The organism is Paratractidigestivibacter sp. (assembly GCF_963660155.1).
Taxonomy (GTDB): domain Bacteria; phylum Actinomycetota; class Coriobacteriia; order Coriobacteriales; family Atopobiaceae; genus Paratractidigestivibacter.
The window spans coordinates 1-15,269 of the sequence record NZ_CAVKWG010000037.1; the positions used below are offsets into that span (position 1 = coordinate 1).

At 66.8% G+C, this 15,269-nt stretch carries 11 protein-coding genes; all 11 read right to left on the reverse strand.

What is annotated here, in order from left to right; translation table 11 throughout:
* Nucleotides 1-68: 68 nt before the first annotated feature.
* The 11 genes from nifJ to U5709_RS06960 all read right to left on the reverse strand — a co-directional run bounded on the left by nifJ (nucleotide 69) and on the right by U5709_RS06960 (nucleotide 15,150).
* The gene (gene nifJ, locus U5709_RS06910; protein ID WP_321973072.1) at nucleotides 69-3,605 is read right to left on the reverse strand and encodes a pyruvate:ferredoxin (flavodoxin) oxidoreductase; all 3,537 of its coding nucleotides are present in this window, start codon (nucleotides 3,603-3,605) and stop codon (nucleotides 69-71) included.
* A gap of 310 nt (nucleotides 3,606-3,915) precedes the next feature.
* On the reverse strand, nucleotides 3,916-4,587 hold the full coding sequence (locus U5709_RS06915; protein WP_321972382.1) for a YoaK family protein: 672 nt from the start codon (nucleotides 4,585-4,587) through the stop codon (nucleotides 3,916-3,918).
* A gap of 570 nt (nucleotides 4,588-5,157) precedes the next feature.
* The gene (gene smpB / locus U5709_RS06920) at nucleotides 5,158-5,679 is read right to left on the reverse strand and encodes an SsrA-binding protein SmpB (protein ID WP_321972383.1); all 522 of its coding nucleotides are present in this window, start codon (nucleotides 5,677-5,679) and stop codon (nucleotides 5,158-5,160) included.
* Nucleotides 5,680-5,681: 2 nt separating this feature from the next.
* Complete coding sequence (locus U5709_RS06925; RefSeq protein ID WP_321972384.1) at nucleotides 5,682-6,587, reverse strand: tetratricopeptide repeat protein; 906 nt, start codon at nucleotides 6,585-6,587, stop codon at nucleotides 5,682-5,684.
* A gap of 243 nt (nucleotides 6,588-6,830) precedes the next feature.
* Nucleotides 6,831-8,864: a VacB/RNase II family 3'-5' exoribonuclease gene (locus tag U5709_RS06930; protein WP_321973073.1), complete on the reverse strand. Its 2,034-nt coding sequence runs from the start codon at nucleotides 8,862-8,864 to the stop codon at nucleotides 6,831-6,833.
* A 441-nt stretch (nucleotides 8,865-9,305) separates the two neighbouring features.
* On the reverse strand, nucleotides 9,306-10,232 hold the full coding sequence (ftsX, locus tag U5709_RS06935; RefSeq protein ID WP_321972408.1) for a permease-like cell division protein FtsX: 927 nt from the start codon (nucleotides 10,230-10,232) through the stop codon (nucleotides 9,306-9,308).
* The gene (gene ftsE / locus U5709_RS06940) at nucleotides 10,219-11,262 is read right to left on the reverse strand and encodes a cell division ATP-binding protein FtsE (RefSeq protein ID WP_321973074.1); all 1,044 of its coding nucleotides are present in this window, start codon (nucleotides 11,260-11,262) and stop codon (nucleotides 10,219-10,221) included. The genes ftsX and ftsE overlap by 14 nt, the downstream gene beginning before the upstream one ends.
* A gap of 181 nt (nucleotides 11,263-11,443) precedes the next feature.
* Nucleotides 11,444-12,385, reverse strand: coding sequence for a transketolase family protein (locus U5709_RS06945; RefSeq protein WP_321972387.1), 942 nt, complete (start codon nucleotides 12,383-12,385; stop codon nucleotides 11,444-11,446).
* The gene (locus U5709_RS06950) at nucleotides 12,386-13,216 is read right to left on the reverse strand and encodes a transketolase (protein ID WP_321973075.1); all 831 of its coding nucleotides are present in this window, start codon (nucleotides 13,214-13,216) and stop codon (nucleotides 12,386-12,388) included.
* Between the two features lie 80 nt (nucleotides 13,217-13,296).
* Nucleotides 13,297-13,980 carry a transaldolase family protein gene (locus U5709_RS06955; protein ID WP_321972389.1) on the reverse strand — a complete coding sequence of 228 codons (684 nt, stop codon included), beginning with the start codon at nucleotides 13,978-13,980 and terminating at the stop codon, nucleotides 13,297-13,299.
* A 219-nt stretch (nucleotides 13,981-14,199) separates the two neighbouring features.
* Complete coding sequence (locus U5709_RS06960) at nucleotides 14,200-15,150, reverse strand: HAD family hydrolase (protein WP_321973076.1); 951 nt, start codon at nucleotides 15,148-15,150, stop codon at nucleotides 14,200-14,202.
* Nucleotides 15,151-15,269: the final 119 nt, after the last annotated feature.

Consider the following 15,269-nt stretch of genomic DNA (forward strand, 5'->3'; position numbering starts at 1 on the left):
CGGCACGAAGAACCGCCCGCCACCGGGAAGGTGACGGGCGGTTTTCTAGCACGTTGGGCTGCGGCGATTTACGCGTCGGCGTACATGGCCTTGAGCTTGAGGAGGTGCTGGTAGCGGTCCATGGCGGCCTGCTCGTTGAGCTCGAAGAGCTCCTTGGCGCGCTCGGGGAACTCGCGGGTCAGGCGGCTGTAGCGGGCCTCGTTCATCAGGAACTCCTGGTAGCCGCCCGCCGGCTCCTTGGAGTCGAGGGTGAACTTCTTGCCCTCGGCGGCAGCCGGGTTGAAGCGGTAGAGGTTCCAGTAGCCGCACTCCACGGCGCGCTTCATCTCGAGCTGGCAGTTCTTCATGCCGCCCTTGATGGAGTGCATCTCGCAGGGGCTGTAGCCGATGATCAGCGACGGGCCGTCGTAGGCCTCGGCCTCCTGGATGGCCTTGAGGGTCTGGGCGGGGTTGGCGCCCATGGCGACCTGCGCGACGTAGACGTAGCCGTAGGTCATGGCAATCTCGGCCAGGGTCTTCTTCTTGGTCACCTTGCCGGCGGCAGCGAACTGCGCGACCTGGCCGAGGTTAGAGGCCTTGGAGGCCTGGCCACCCGTGTTGGAGTAGACCTCGGTGTCAAAGACAAAGACGTTGACGTTGTGGTTGGAGGCAAGGACGTGGTCCAGGCCGCCGAAGCCGATGTCGTAGGCCCAGCCGTCGCCGCCGAAGATCCAGAAGGACTTCTTGGAGAGGTAGGACTTGTCGGCGAGAATCGCCTTCGCGGCGTCGGAGCCGTTGGCCTCGAGGGCGGCAACGTAGGCCTCAGAGGCGGCCTTGGAGCTGGCGGCGTCGCCGTTGCGGGCGTCGAGCCAGGCCTGCGCGGCGGCCTTGAAGTCCTCGCTCAGGCCCTCGGTGGCGAGAAGCGCCTGGGTGTCGGACACGAGCTTGTTCTGGACGGCGGTGTAGCCGACCTCGAAGCCCAGGCCGTGCTCGGCGTTGTCCTCAAAGAGGGAGTTGTTCCAAGCCGGGCCGTGACCGCAGGCGTTGGTGGTGTAGGGCGAGGTAGCGGCCGGGTTGCCCCAGATGGAGGAGCAGCCGGTGGCGTTGGAGATGAACATGCGGTCGCCGGCCACCTGGGTGACCAGACGCGCGTAGCTGGTCTCCGCGCAGCCGGCGCAGGAGCCGGAGAACTCAAGCAGCGGCTGCTTGAACTGGGAGCCCTTGGTGTTTGCGGCGATGGCCTCGGGCTTCTCGGCGACCTTGGCCACGCAGTAGTCAAAGACCTGCTGCTCAGGCAGCTCGTCGGCCTGCGGAACCATGGTGAGGGCGTCCTTCGGGCAGGCGGTCACGCAGACGGTGCAGCCCATGCAGTCCAGCGGGCTGACGGCCAGCGTGAACTTCTGGCCCTTGACCTTCGGGCCCATGGCGTCGAGGGTGCGCAGGTTCTCAGGAGCGGCCGCGACCTCCTCGTCGGTGAGGATGAACGGACGGATGGTGGCGTGCGGGCAGACGAAGGCGCAGGAGTTGCACTGGATGCACTTGGTCTCGTCCCACTTGGGCACGCTGACGGCGACGCCGCGCTTCTCGTAGGCGGAGGCGCCGAGCTCCCACTGGCCGTCCTCGATGCCCTTGAAGGCGGAGACGGGCAGCGAGTCGCCGTCCATGCGGTTGATGGGCTCGAGGAGGTTCTTGACCTGCTCGACGATGGCGGCGCGACCCTCAAGGGTGAGCTTCTTGGGCTCGTCCTCGGCGGTGGCCCAGTCGGCGGGCACCTCGAACTTGCGGAACGCGGTGGCGCCGGCGTCGATGGCCTTGTGGTTGGCGTCGACGATGGCCTGGCCCTTCTTGAGGTAGGACTTGGTGGCCGCGTCCTTCATGTACTGGAGGGCCTCCTCGGCGGGCAGGACCTTGGCCAGGGCGAAGAAGGCGGACTGCAGCACGGTGTTGGTGCGCTTGCCCATGCCGACCTTCTCGGCCAGGTCGATGGCGTCGATGAGGTAGACGGTCACGTTGTTCTTGGCGATGTAGCGCTTGGCCACGGCCGGCATGTGAGAAGCGAACTCCTCGTCGGACCACTGGCAGTTGACCAGGAAGGTGCCGCCCGGCTTGACGTCGCGGACCATCTTGAAGCCCTTGATGATGTAGCTGGGGTTGTGGCAGGCCACGAAGTCGGCCTTGGTCACGTAGTACGGCGAGCGGATCGGGGAGTCGCCAAAGCGCAGGTGGGAAATGGTGACGCCGCCGGTCTTCTTGGAGTCGTACTGGAAGTAGGCCTGGACGTACTTGTCGGTGTGGTCACCGATGATCTTGATCGAGTTCTTGTTGGCGCCAACGGTGCCGTCGCCGCCGAGGCCCCAGAACTTGCACTCGATGGTGCCGGGGGCGGCGGTGTTGGGGGCGTCCTCGGCCTCGGGAAGGCTGAGGTTGGTGACGTCGTCAACGATGCCGATGGTGAACTCGCGCTTAGGCTCGTCGGACTTGAGCTCCTCGAAGATGGCGAAGGCGGACGCGGGGGGCGTGTCCTTGGAGCCAAGGCCGTAGCGGCCGCCGACGACCTTGATGCCGGCCTTGCCGGACTCGTAGAGGGCGGAGACGACGTCCTGGTAGAGAGGCTCGCCGATGGAGCCGGGCTCCTTGGTGCGGTCCATGACGGCGATCTTCTCGACGGTCTCGGGGAGAACGTCGACGAAGTGCTTGATGGAGAACGGACGGAACAGGCGGACCTTGACGAGGCCGACCTTCTCGCCCTGGGCGGTCAGGTAGTCGATGACCTCCTCGAGGACGTCGCAGAAGGAGCCCATGCAGACGACGACGCGGTCGGCGTCGGGGGCGCCGTAGTAGTTGAACAGGCCGTAGTCGGTGCCGAGCTTCTCGTTGACCTTGCCCATGTAGGACTCGACGACGGCGGGCAGCTCGTTGTAGGCGGTGTTGCAGGCCTCGCGGTGCTGGAAGAAGATGTCGCCGTTCTCGTGGGAGCCGCGGGCGTGAGGGTGCTCGGGGTTCAGCGCGTGGTCACGGAAGGCCTGGACGGCGTCCATGTTGCACATGTCGGCGAGGTCCTCGTAGTCCCAGACGGCGACCTTCTGGATCTCGTGGGAGGTTCGGAAGCCGTCGAAGAAGTTCAGGAACGGCACCTTGCCCTCGATGGCAGACAGATGGGCGACGGGCGAGAGGTCCATGACCTCCTGGACGTTGCCCTCAGCGAGCATGGCGAAGCCGGTCTGGCGGCAGGCCATGACGTCGGAGTGGTCGCCAAAGATGTTCAGGGCGTGGGAGGCCACGGTACGGGCGGACACGTGGAAGACGCCCGGCAGGCCCTCGCCCGCGATCTTGTACATGTTCGGGATCATCAGGAGCAGGCCCTGAGAAGCCGTGTATGTGGTGGTCAGGGCGCCGGCGCCAAGCGAGCCGTGGACGGTACCGGAGGCGCCAGCCTCGGACTCCATCTCCACGACGTTGACGGGCGTGCCAAAGATGTTCTTGCGGCCCTGGGCGGCCCACTGGTCGACGTGGTCGGCCATGGGGCTGGATGGGGTGATCGGGTAGATGCCCGCGACCTCGGTGAACGCGTACGATACGTGCGCGGCAGCCTCGTTGCCGTCCATGGACTTGAACTTACGTCCCATATCCTCTCCTTTATTACTCCCCGAGTACCCCCATGGCCCCGGGACGCTTACTGCGCGTGCGCGAGCGCGTCCGTTGCCGCGGCCGAGGCCGCGTTGGTGCAGACGCACAGCTGTCCCCACAGTTATCGGTTTAGTGTACCCCTCGGGGTTGACGCTTCGTCAAGCCGGCGGACGAGATTACCCGCTGTGGCGCGAGTTTTTCCGTGAGCGGGGCACGGGTTGTACGATTGTCGCAAATTAGTGTGTCGAACTGGGCGGATATGTCCGATTGGAGCTACGCCGGGCTGCGCGGCGCGGGGCGAGGTAGCGGCTAGGCCTCGAGGCTCTCGCGGTCGACAAACATGACAAGGAAGGCCACGGCGAGAAGGGCGGCGGAGAGCAGGATCGTCCGGATGCCGAGCGCAGGCCGCACCCAGTTGCCCACCACGGCGCCGATGACAAAGCACACGATGACGTAGAAGCTCAGCAGGCAGTGGCGCAGGGACGCGGGGTTGCCCTCGTTAACCCAGCTGACCAGCGATTGCGTACCCGAGCGCAGGTTGCCGATGCACATCGTGGTGGCCAGCGGGCGGCCGTGGAACTTGCGGAACGCCTGGACCTGGATGCCGCACGCAAACGAGGTGAGGCCGTTGGCCCAAAGGCTGCGGCCCGCGGGGATAAACGCGACGATGACCAGGAATGCGGCCTCTATGGCGAGAGCGAGCTGGCGCCAGTGGAAGCGTTCTTCTTTGGTAGAAAGTTTGATGGTGTGACACAGCGCGATGCCGGCCGCGAAGCACGCGACGGGCACGACGTAGTGCAGGCACTCGATCCAGTGGCCGGCGGATAGGTGAATGCCGAAGAGCAGCATATTGCCAGTCTGCGCGTTGGCGAAGACGTGATCGCGGACCAGGTAGGAGTAGGCGTCCATGATGCCGCCCGCGAGCGCGAGCAGCGAGGCGATCTCGAGCGACTCGGATTCCTGTTTGGCGCGGCGAATCATGCGTGCGGCCTCCCCCGGGCTTGTGCTGACGTGCCCTGCACATTGTGGCAGCGACCCCCGCGCCGGTCGCCGCCCGATTCAGAACGGAAACACAGCCCCGAGGAGCCGCGGCCCCCGAGCGCCCGCGACCCCCCGAGCAGCCGCGGCCCCCTTCCCTAAAGTTCGGAAGGCTTCCAAACTTCGAAGGGCTTCTTGCCAAGAAACGCATGGACGATTTACCTGCGGATATATGATTCTTAACCAAAGTTCGGAAGGCTTCCGAACTTTGAGGGACGGGCGGCGGGACGCTTATCGCTGGCGACAGTCATTGGTGGCAGGTCTCCCAAGCGGCCGCCCCGGCCGCCCGCAAAGCCGCGCTCGCGGGACGACCGGCTGCAAAAAATCGGGGATGGCGGCAGTTTTTTGCGTATCCTCCGAGTAGACCGCGCTTTACGCTCAACAAAACCGCAGGTAAACGGGTTGCTCGAAAATCGGATACTCGGGCCTCGCGCGGAAAACTGCCGCCATCCCTGTTTTTGCGCGCGTGCCGGCAAGGTGTGTCGGCAAGGCGGGGCGGGGCGGCGGGGTGGGCTAGCGGCTGCGGGTTTTGAGGGCGCGGGCGATCTCGCGGTCGACGTCGCGGCGGGCCATGTCCTCGCGCTTGTCGTAGAGCTTCTTGCCGCGGCCGAGGCCGATGGCGAGCTTGACGCGGTTGTGCTCATCGAAATAGAGCTCGAGCGGCACGAGCGCGGTGCCCTTCTGGCGAAGCTTGCCGTCCAGATAGTCGATCTGCTGGCGATGCAGGAGCAGGCGCCGTTTGCGGTCGGGGTCGACGTTCCACACGCCGCCGTTGGAGTACGGGTGGATGTGGACGGCGTGCAGCCAGCACTGGCCGCCGCGGATGAGACAAAAAGCGTCGGTAATCTGGCTCGCGCGCTCGCGCAGGCTCTTGACCTCGGTGCCGGTGAGCTCGATGCCGGCCTCGAAAGTCTCGTCGATAAAGTACTCATGGCGCGCCGAACGGTTGCGGGCGATGGACTTCTTTTGCAGCTTGGTCGGCTTTCCGCCCTGCTTGGAGGGGGTGTTGGCCACGGGCTTGGGTTTCTTGGCCATGGCTAGTTCACGCTCCTCGCGGCGTCCTCGGCGTCGAGGGCCACGTCGGCCCCGGACGCTCCGGCGAGCTCCTCGGCCTCGGCGGCCTGGATGGCGCGCAGAAGGCCCATGGCGGCGGGCTCGCCCACCAGGTCGCGGGCGCGCAGGGTAAAGCCGGCGGCGTCGTTCTTCTCGCCGGCGCGGACGGCGTTGGACGCACAGATGAGCAGGCAGGCGGCCACCTCGGGGTTCGCGCCGCAAGGCAGGCCCTCGTCGGCAAGAAGCCCGCGGACCTCGGAGTCGGACACGCCGGCCGGGTCGCGATCGGTGCCGGCGGCCTGGTCGACGGCGGCGTCGAGGGCACTGTCGGAGACGTCGAGCAGCTGGGCGGCGCGCAGGCAGGCGGCGGCCACGCGGGGCTTCTCGCTGACCTGGAACCAGGCCGAGAAGTTGACGAAGGCGCGCACCAGGTGGCGCGGGTCGCTCGCGCGCTCGAAGACGGAGAAAGAAAGACCCAGGTACTCGTCCATGTTTCCGCCGACCTTGTACAGGTCGGCGAGGTTCAGGCGCGCGGCGCAGTCCATCGGGTTCCAGCGGACGGCGGACTTGAGGGCGGCCTTGGCCTCGTCGTAGTCGCCGGCATGGACGGCCGCGAGGGCGAGGTCGTTGTAGAGGCGGTCGAGGGGCTCGCCGACGTCGCGCAGCTCGCGCGGGTCGCCCTCGATGCGGCGGTACGCGAGCTTCTCGAAGGCGGTCGGGAAGCTGAACCACTGCACCTCGTTGGTGGCGGCGCAGTTCTTGTCGGCATATTCCTCGGCATCCTCGGCGAGGCGGCGGAGCTGCTCGGCGGCGGTCTCGGCTTGGCCTTGCAGCAGGTAGCCCTCGGCCTGGGCGAGCGCGTCGGTGAGCTCGGTCTGCGGTTCGTTCATGTATCCTCCAGCGGCGCGGGCCGCGGCAACGAAGTGCTGTTCGGGTTGGATAGGTACCCATTATGCCCCAGCGGCGGCGCGGGGCGGGGTGGCGGGGCGGCAATAAAACAAACCCTGCAGTTGGGGTCATTTTTGGGCGCGATTTTGACCCCAGATGCAGGGTTTGTTGCGTAGGCGCGGCGGGCGGCCGGCGGGCGGCCCGCGCGGGGCGACGAAATATGACGAAGGGACTGCGCCTGAGTCTTATTTGGCGGGGAGGCGGAAGTCGATGCGGCCGCGGGGGATGTCGACGGCGGCGACCTCGACGACGACGCGGCGGCCGAGGCCCCAGGTCTCGCCGGTCTCGGCGCCGGTCAGCGTGAGGCGCTTCTCGTCGTACTCGAACCACTCGTTGCCGAGGCTGCGGACGGGAAGCAGGCCGTCGGCGCACGTCTCATCGAGGCAGATAAAGACGCCGAAGCGCTCGCAGCCCGAGACGACGCCCGCCTCTCGGTGCCCGATGCGGCCGGCGTAGAGCTCGGCCATCTTGATCTTCTGCGAATCGCGCGCGGCCGCGTCGGCGGTTCTTTCCATGCGCGAGCAATCGTTGCAGAGCTGCGGCAGGACACGCTCGACGGCGCGCTGCTCGGGGCAGCCGTCCTTGCCGGCCAGGTGCGCCTTGAGCGCGCGGTGCACGACGTCGTCGGGATAGCGGCGGATGGGCGAGGTGAAGTGGCAATAAGCCGCAGCTCCGAGGGCATAATGGCCATCGTTATGCGGCAGGTAGACGGCGCGGCGCTGGGCGCGAAGGAGCAGGGCGCTGGCCAGGTACTCGCCGCGGGTGCCGCGGGCGCGCTCGAGGATGGCCTGGATGACGGCAGGCTCGCCGGCCATGAGCGCAGCGGCGTCGCCGGGGGCAAGAAGCCCCAGCTCATCGAGAGGGGCGACGGTGCGGCGCAGGTCGTCGGCCGCGGGCTGCTCGTGGACGCGGTAGGCGCACGGGATCTCGGCGTCGGCCAGGATCTTTGCCACGCACTCGTTGGCCAGAAGCATCGCCTCCTCAACGAGGCCGGTCGCGCGGGTGCGGTTGCGGACGCGGACGCCGGTGGGGTGGCCGTCGGCGTCGAGGGTCACCTTGGCCTCGCGGGTCTCGAAGTCGATGGCGCCGCGGGCGCGGCGCAGGGCCTCGCGAAGGGCGCGGATCCGGTCGAGGGTGCGCAGGGCGGCTGCCACATCCTCAGCCTCCGCGGGGTCAACCACGGGCAGGTCAGAGAAGGCGGCAGTGCCGTTGAGAAGCGCGTCGGCCTCGTCGTAGCAGAGCCGCGCGTTGGAGCGGATCGCCGAGGTGCAGGCGCGGGCCGAGACCACGCGGCCACGCTCATCGAGGCGCATCCGGACCGTCATGGCGAGGCGGTCCTCCCCCGGGCGCAGCGAGCAGACGTCGTTGCAGAGGCGCTCGGGGAGCATGGGCAGCACGCGGTCCACGAGGTAGACGGAGCAGGTGCGGGCGCGGGCCTCGAGGTCCATCGAGGAGCCCCAGGGCAGGTAGTGCGTGACGTCGGCGATGTGGACGTCGAGGTCGAAGCCGCCGTCAGCACGCTCGCGGGCGCCCACGGCGTCGTCGAAGTCGCGGGCGTCGGCGGGGTCGATGGTCATGCAGAGGACGTCGCGCAGGTCGCGGCGGCGCGGGTCGGCGGCGAGGGCGGCGCCCGCGTCGGCGCTTATCGCCTCCGCCTCGGCGAGGGTCGACGGCGCGAAGTCGCAGGCCAGGCCATGGCTCGCGATGACGGACTCGATGTTCATATCGAGCTCGTCAGCCGAGCCGACGCGGCGGTCCAGCGTAACGACGGCCGCGGTGTAGGGCGTGGGGTACTCGACGATGCGGGCGGCCACGATGTCGCCGGGGGCGACGCCGAGGCGGGCGGGGCTCGTGTCCTCGGGGACGACGAAGAAGTCGTGGCAGAGGCGGTTGTCGAGCGGGACGACGGCGCCGAGCGGGCCCGCGAGCTCGAAGCGGCCGAGCAGCGTGTGGGTCGCGCGGTTGAGCACGGAGTCGACGACGGCGAGCTTGCCCTGGCCGGGCCTCTTGCCGCCGACGAGAAAAACGCTGACCTCGTCGCCGCTCATGGCCTCGCGGATGCCGGAGCGGGTAACGTCGAAGGTGCCCTCGGCCGTCTCGACCACGGCCGAACCGGGGCGCAGGACGCGCAGGATGCCGGAGACGGTGCGGCGCTGCTTGCGCGGCCCCTTGGAGGAGCCGCGGCGGGTGTTTCCATGGTGCGGGCGCTTGCGGGCCACGTGATTCCCCCTCTTTGACGCGGATTTTGACGGCTCAATCGTAACGGATGGTCGTCGAGACGCGGCCTTGCGGCCCGTCGGAGGCGTAAACGCACTAAGTATGCAATCAAAATTGCGATTGGCGAGTAGAAGGAAATCTGGCAACGCCCTGACCTGCGATTTTGTGTGCCGAGCGGGCAGGGCTACTCGGCGAACCCGAGTTTGATTGCATACTTAGCGGATTTCGGCGAGAAAAGCGTCGAGGGGCCTGCGGTTTGGGGACAGTCCCCTTTTTTGCACACGAACCGCCGCTTCAGGGAGCTCGCCCAACGATTCGGCGACGAGCCCGCAGCTTCCACGCGTGTGCAAAAAGAGGGCTGTCCCCAAACCGCAGGCCGCGCGCAACAAAAAACGGGGCGTCGCCAAAGCGACGCCCCGCGCGCGAACCGTATGTTTTTCTCACTAGACCTTGAGGTAGCGCCTCATGGCGATGGCGGAGCCGAACAGGCCGATGGCCACGCCCATGGCGAGCAGACCCGCGCAGCAAACGCCCATAGTGCGGGCCGGGATGCTGAACGAGAGGAACTGCATGCTCGCGGAGAGCTTGGGCAGCAGCACATTCATGCCGACGACCAGCACGATGATGGCCAGGATGGCCCCGAGGATGGCCTCGAGGATACCCTCAAGGATGAACGGTCTGCGGATGTAGCCGTTCGATGCGCCGACCAGGCGCATGATGCCGATCTCGCGGCGGCGCGCGGTGATAGCCAGACGGATCGTGTTGTTAATGAACACGAACGCGACGAAGGTGAGCAAGGCCACGAGCACCACGGCGGCGATGCGGATGTAGCTGGTCACGCTAAAGAGCTTCTCAACGGTCTCGCGGCCATAGTTGACGTCGGACACCGGGCTGTCCTTGGAGTCGCAGATGGCGGCGAAGTCGGCGTCGTCCACGATCCTGTTCGCGGTGGACTCGACCTGCTGCGGTTCGTCGAGCTTGATGACCAGCGACGCGGGCAGCGGGTTCTCGCCGTCGAGCGCGCTGATGGCGTCGCTCGCGTTGCGGTTGGACATCTGGTTCTGGTACTGCTCGAGCGCCTCTTCCTTGGTGCGGATGGTGACGCTCTCGACGTTGTCCCAGCCCTCGACCTTAGTGGCGTAGGCCTGGATCTGCTCGTCGGTTGCGTCGTCGGAGAGGAACGCCTGGATAGTGACCTCATCCTCGACAGAGCCGATTATGTTGTCGATCAGCGCGGTGCCGAGCACGAAGAGGCCGATGATAAAGAGCGAGAGGAAGATGGTGACGACCGCGCCGAGGACCGTGGTCCAGTTGCGGCGGAAGTGCTGGCCGACCTCTCGGAAGGAATAGCCGATGTTAGAGGGCGCCATAGTAGCCATAGCCTCCCTTCTCTTGGTCGCGAACAATGTGGCCGGCCTCCAGCGCGATGACGCGCTTGCGCATGGAGTCGACCATCTCGCGGTCGTGGGTGGCCATGATGATGGTGGTGCCCGCGCGGTTAATGCGGTCGAGCAGCTTCATGATGCCCCGCGAGATAGCCGGGTCAAGGTTGCCCGTGGGCTCGTCGCAGATCAGCAGCGGTGGGCGGTTGACCATGGCGCGCGCAACGGAGACGCGCTGCTGCTCGCCGCCGGAGAGCTGGTCGGGGAAGTGGCCCATGCGCTCGGCGAGGCCGACGAGGCGAAGCACCTCGGGGACCTGGGCATCGATAACGGAGCGCGGCTTGCCGATGCACTCGAGGGCAAAGGCGACGTTCTCGTAGACCGTCTTGTTGGGCAGAAGCTTGAAGTCCTGGTAGACGGTGCCGATCTGGCGGCGGAGGTACGGGACCTTCTTGTTGCGCATCTTGGTGAGGTCTTGGCCGCCGACGACGACCCGGCCGTGCGTGGCCTTGAGCTCGCGCGTGATCAGGCGCAGAAGCGAGGACTTGCCGGAGCCCGAGTGCCCGACAACGAAGACGAACTCGCCAGGGTACACATCAAGGCTGACGCCGTCGAGAGCGGGCTTGTTGGGCTGGGCCGGATAGATGAGTGATACGTTTTTGAACGACACGGTGGGCTTGCCCGTGCGCGATACCGCAGGGGCATCGTCGTCGACCAGAGGTGCGAAGACGCTGGTGAAGCCGGGCTGATCCGTGGGATCGGCGGGATTGGCGGGCTCAGACGCGGTGGCCGCGTAGACGGTGAAGTCGTCGTCGAACGTCATGGCAGCAGCCGGGTCGCTCGTGTAAACGGCGGGGGCGTCCAGCGTCGCAGAGATGAGCTCGGGGTACAGAATGGCGTCGACGACATCATCATCGATGACCTGCGTCGCTACGGTTGCCGCAGCCGGGGTGGCCTCGGAGACGGTCTCCTCGGCGTCCGACACCTGTCGCTCAGTGTTGCTAGAGTGGTTGGCCACGAAAGCTCCTTTTCCTTTTGCTCACAGCGGACAGTTGCCTTACCAGTTTAGCAAATGGCCCGTTATCGGCCTAAACCCCATAAAAGAACGATTGATTATCCATTAACGCAAAGCGGCCCGCGGATTGGTTCCGCGGGCCGCGCGTGCGTTGGCGATAAGACGAAGGGGCTGTCCGCTTGTCTTATTTGCCGAGGAAGTCGAGGGTCTGGGAGACGATGCCCTCGGCGTCCAGGCCGTACTTGTGGAGCAGGTCGACGGCGGGGCCGGACTCGCCGAAGACGTCCTGCACGCCCACCTTGCGCACGGGCACGGGCTCGGCGGCAAGGGCGCCCAGGACGGCGTCGCCGAGGCCGCCGATGACGGAGTGCTCCTCGCAGGTGACGACGCGGCCGGTCTTCTTGGCGGAAGCGCGGACGAGCTCCTCGTCGAGCGGCTTGATGGTGTGGATGTTGATGACCTCGGCGGAGACGCCCTTCTCGGCGAGCGCGTCGGCGGCCTCGAGGGCGGCGGCGACCATGAGGCCGGTGGCCACGAGGGTCACGTCGGTGCCCTCGCGCAGGGTGACGCCCTTGCCAATCTGGAAGTCGTAGGTCTCGGGGTCGTTGACCACGGGAACGGCGAGGCGGCCGAGGCGCATGTAGACGGGACCGTCGAAGTCGAGCGCGGCGCGCACGGCGGCCTTGGCCTCGGTGTCGTCGGACGGGACGATGACGGTCATGCCCGGGATGGTGCGCATGAGAGCGATGTCCTCGTTGCACTGGTGAGAGGCGCCGTCCTCGCCGACGGAGATGCCGGCGTGCGTGGCGCAGATGTTGACGTTCAGGTGCGGGTAGCCGATGGAGTTGCGGACCTGCTCGAAGGCACGGCCGGCAGCGAACATCGCGAACGTCGAGCAGAAGACCTTCTTGCCGGCGGCGGCAACGCCCGCGGCGATGCCGACCATGTTGGACTCGGCGATGCCGCAGTCGTAGAAGCGCTCGGGGTAGGCGGCCTTGAACTTGCCGGTCTGGGTCGCGGCGGCGAGGTCGGCGTCGAGGACCACGAAGTCGTCGCGCTCGGCGCCGAGCTCGACCAGGGCCTCGCCGTAGCTGGCGCGCGTGGCGACCTTCTTCACGTCTGCCATTTACAGCTCCTTCCCAGCGGCCTCGAGCTCGGCCATGGCCTGCTCGTACTGCTCGTCGTTGGGGGCCTTGCCGTGCCAGCCCACCTGGTTCTCCATGTAGCTCACGCCCTTACCCTTGACCGTCTCGGCCACGATGCAGGTCGGCTCGCCCTTGTGGGCGCGCGCGGCCGTAAAGGCCTCGCGGACCTGCGCCATGTCGTTGCCGTCGGCGACCTCGATGACGTTGAACTTGAAGGCGCGGAACTTGTCGGCGATGGGCATCGCGGAGTTGACCTCCTCGATGGAGCCGTCGATCTGCAGGCCGTTGTGGTCAACCACAAAGCAAACGTTGTCCAGGCCCTTGTCGGCCGCGAACATGGCGGCCTCCCAGACCTGGCCCTCCTCGATCTCGCCGTCGCCGAGAATGGCGTAGGTGCGGTACTCGTCGCCCCAGTGCTTGGCGGCGAGCGCCATGCCCACGGCGGCAGAGACGCCCTGGCCGAGCGAGCCCGTGGACATGTCGACGCCGGGGGTGTCGTTCATGTTCGGGTGGCCCTGCAGGCGACTGCCGATGTGGCGCAGGGTGGTGAGCTCGTCGACCGGGAAGAAGCCGCGGTTGGCGAGGACGGAGTAGAGCGCGGGAGCCGCGTGGCCCTTGGAGAGGACGAGGCGATCGCGGTCGGCCTTCTTGGGGTCGGCCGGGTCGACGTTCATGTCCTCGAAGTAGAGGTAGGTGAGGATGTCCGCGATGGAAAGGGAGCCGCCCGGGTGGCCTGCCTTGGCGGCGTGGACGCCCGTGACGATGCCCTTGCGGACCTCGTTCGCGACGCGCTTGAGCTCGTCGTCGGTCATGTTGCCTCCTTAATGTTGGTTGGATTCAGCAAGAAAGGTTCCCCGCGCGCTCGGCGGGGAACCTCGGGAGTTCTCAGGCTTTACTGAGCCGCGACGACCTTCGCCCAGTCGGCGTCGAAGGAGGCCATGCCCTGGTCGGTCAGGGGGTGCTTCAGGCACTTCTTGAGGGCGCCGAACGGCACGGTGGCGATGTCGGCGCCGAGGAGGGCGGCCTGCGTCACGTGGTTCGGGGTGCGCACGGAGGCGGTGATGATCTCGACCTGGTCGTCGACGTTCTTGCCGCTCCAGTCATAGTTCTGGACGCAGGCGACGACGTTGGCGAGCTGCTGGATACCGTCCTCAGCGATGTCGTCGAAGCGGCCGACGAACGGGCTGATGTAGCGGGCGCCGGCGTTGGCGGCAAGCAGGGCCTGGGTCGGGCTGAAGACGAGCGTCATGTTGATGCGGACGCCCTCGGCGGCCAGGGTGTGGGTCGCGGCGAGCGACTCGGCGCAAATCGGGAGCTTAACGACGATGTTCGGGGCCAGGGCGGAGAGACGGCGGCCGTCCTCGATCATGCCCTCGGTGGTCTTGGACTGCGACTCGGCGGAGACGGGCAGGCCCTCGCAGATCTCGGCGATCTTGAGCATGTGGCCCTCGAAGTCGGCGAGCTTGCCGCCGGTGCGCGCGTAAAGCGACGGGTTGGTGGTGACGCCGGCCAGGCAGCCCCAGCTCATAGCCTCGCGAATCTCGTCGATGTCGGCGGTGTCGATAAAGAATTTCATGCTGTTTCCCCTTCTGTTTGGTCGTGCTTCTTGTAGATCCCCCTTATTTAGGCGACGCATCGCCTAATTGCCTAAATTGAAGATACCACCGGCGGGCTGCGGCTGGAGCAAGGAGTCCGCAGGTTCTGAACTTTTGCGGCGAGCGGTAGAAATTACGCCGTTTACCTGCGGACAGTTCGAATGATTCGATTGTTTTGAACGATTTGGGGAAATGAGTACTCAAACGTTTTGCGGAGGGCGGGCGCTTGGTGGACAAAGGGACAGTCCCTTTGTCCGCGGGCCTCTCCCCCACTCCGTCATGAAGCGCGGAAGGCGCCTCTCGGCAGCGGCGGAGGCGATATCGAGAAGGGCGGCGTCGACGGCCGCGTCGTCGCAGGCGCCGATGTGCCAGCGGGCGCGGGAGGCGACGGCCTCGGAGGCGTTGGCCACGGCGACGGAGTTCTGGACGGCGTCGATCATGGCGAGGTCGTTCTCGGAGTCGCCGAACGCCACAAGCTCGTCGGCGGCGAGGCCGAGGGCACGGGCGAGGACGCGCACGCCGCAGCCCTTGTCCCAGCCGAGCGGCACGATGTCGATGACGGCGGCCTTGGCGCTCGGCGAAACAAAGGCCAGCTCAGGAACCTCACGGCGCAGCAGCTCCATGAGGGCGGGGCGCTCATCGTCGGCGCAGGTGGTCTGGATATTGGCCTTGACGTAGGCGGGCTCGCCGTTCTCGGCCGCGTAGTCGGTGTCGAAGTCGGTGACGGCCGGCAGGACCTGCGTGATATCGCCCCAGGTCGGGGGCGGGTTCTTGCGCAGGCGGGCGGCCTCGACAGTAATGTAGGCGATCTTTCCCAGCTGCCAGGGGTCGTAGAGGCAGACGGCGCCGCCGCCGAACTCGTCGAGGACCTGCTGGGCGTGGGTGAGGGCCGACGCGGGGATGGCGACTTCGCGCACGACCTCGCCGTCGACGCGCACGACCTGGCCGTTGGCAAATGCACCGGTGGCGTAGCAGGCCTCGTCGTTGTCGAACATCCACGACATATCCGCAGGTAGACGGCCTGTGACCGGGCCGAAGTGGACGCCGGCGTCCAACACGGCGTGGATGGCTGCGCGCGACGCCTCGCTGGCGCGGGGCTGGCCGAAGGGGATGAGGGTGTCGTCCAGGTCGGTGAGGGCGAGCTTGATCACAGGGACTCCAAGCGGTGCGTGCGGGGGGTCTCCCCAAGATTAGCCGACGCGGGGCGGCCGGGAAGCAACAAAAGGAGAGGCCAGCCCCTCCGTAATTTAACCGGGTACGCCTCCCCCCC

Coding starts and splice junctions, on each gene's coding strand:
- nifJ (WP_321973072.1), bottom strand. CDS start 3,605: ATGGGACGTAAGTTCAAGTCCATGGACGGCAACGAGGCTGCCGCGCAC.
- U5709_RS06915 (WP_321972382.1), bottom strand. CDS start 4,587: ATGATTCGCCGCGCCAAACAGGAATCCGAGTCGCTCGAGATCGCCTCG.
- smpB (WP_321972383.1), bottom strand. CDS start 5,679: ATGGCCAAGAAACCCAAGCCCGTGGCCAACACCCCCTCCAAGCAGGGC.
- U5709_RS06925 (WP_321972384.1), bottom strand. CDS start 6,587: ATGAACGAACCGCAGACCGAGCTCACCGACGCGCTCGCCCAGGCCGAG.
- ftsX (WP_321972408.1), bottom strand. CDS start 10,232: ATGGCGCCCTCTAACATCGGCTATTCCTTCCGAGAGGTCGGCCAGCAC.
- U5709_RS06945 (WP_321972387.1), bottom strand. CDS start 12,385: ATGGCAGACGTGAAGAAGGTCGCCACGCGCGCCAGCTACGGCGAGGCC.
- U5709_RS06950 (WP_321973075.1), bottom strand. CDS start 13,216: ATGACCGACGACGAGCTCAAGCGCGTCGCGAACGAGGTCCGCAAGGGC.
- U5709_RS06955 (WP_321972389.1), bottom strand. CDS start 13,980: ATGAAATTCTTTATCGACACCGCCGACATCGACGAGATTCGCGAGGCT.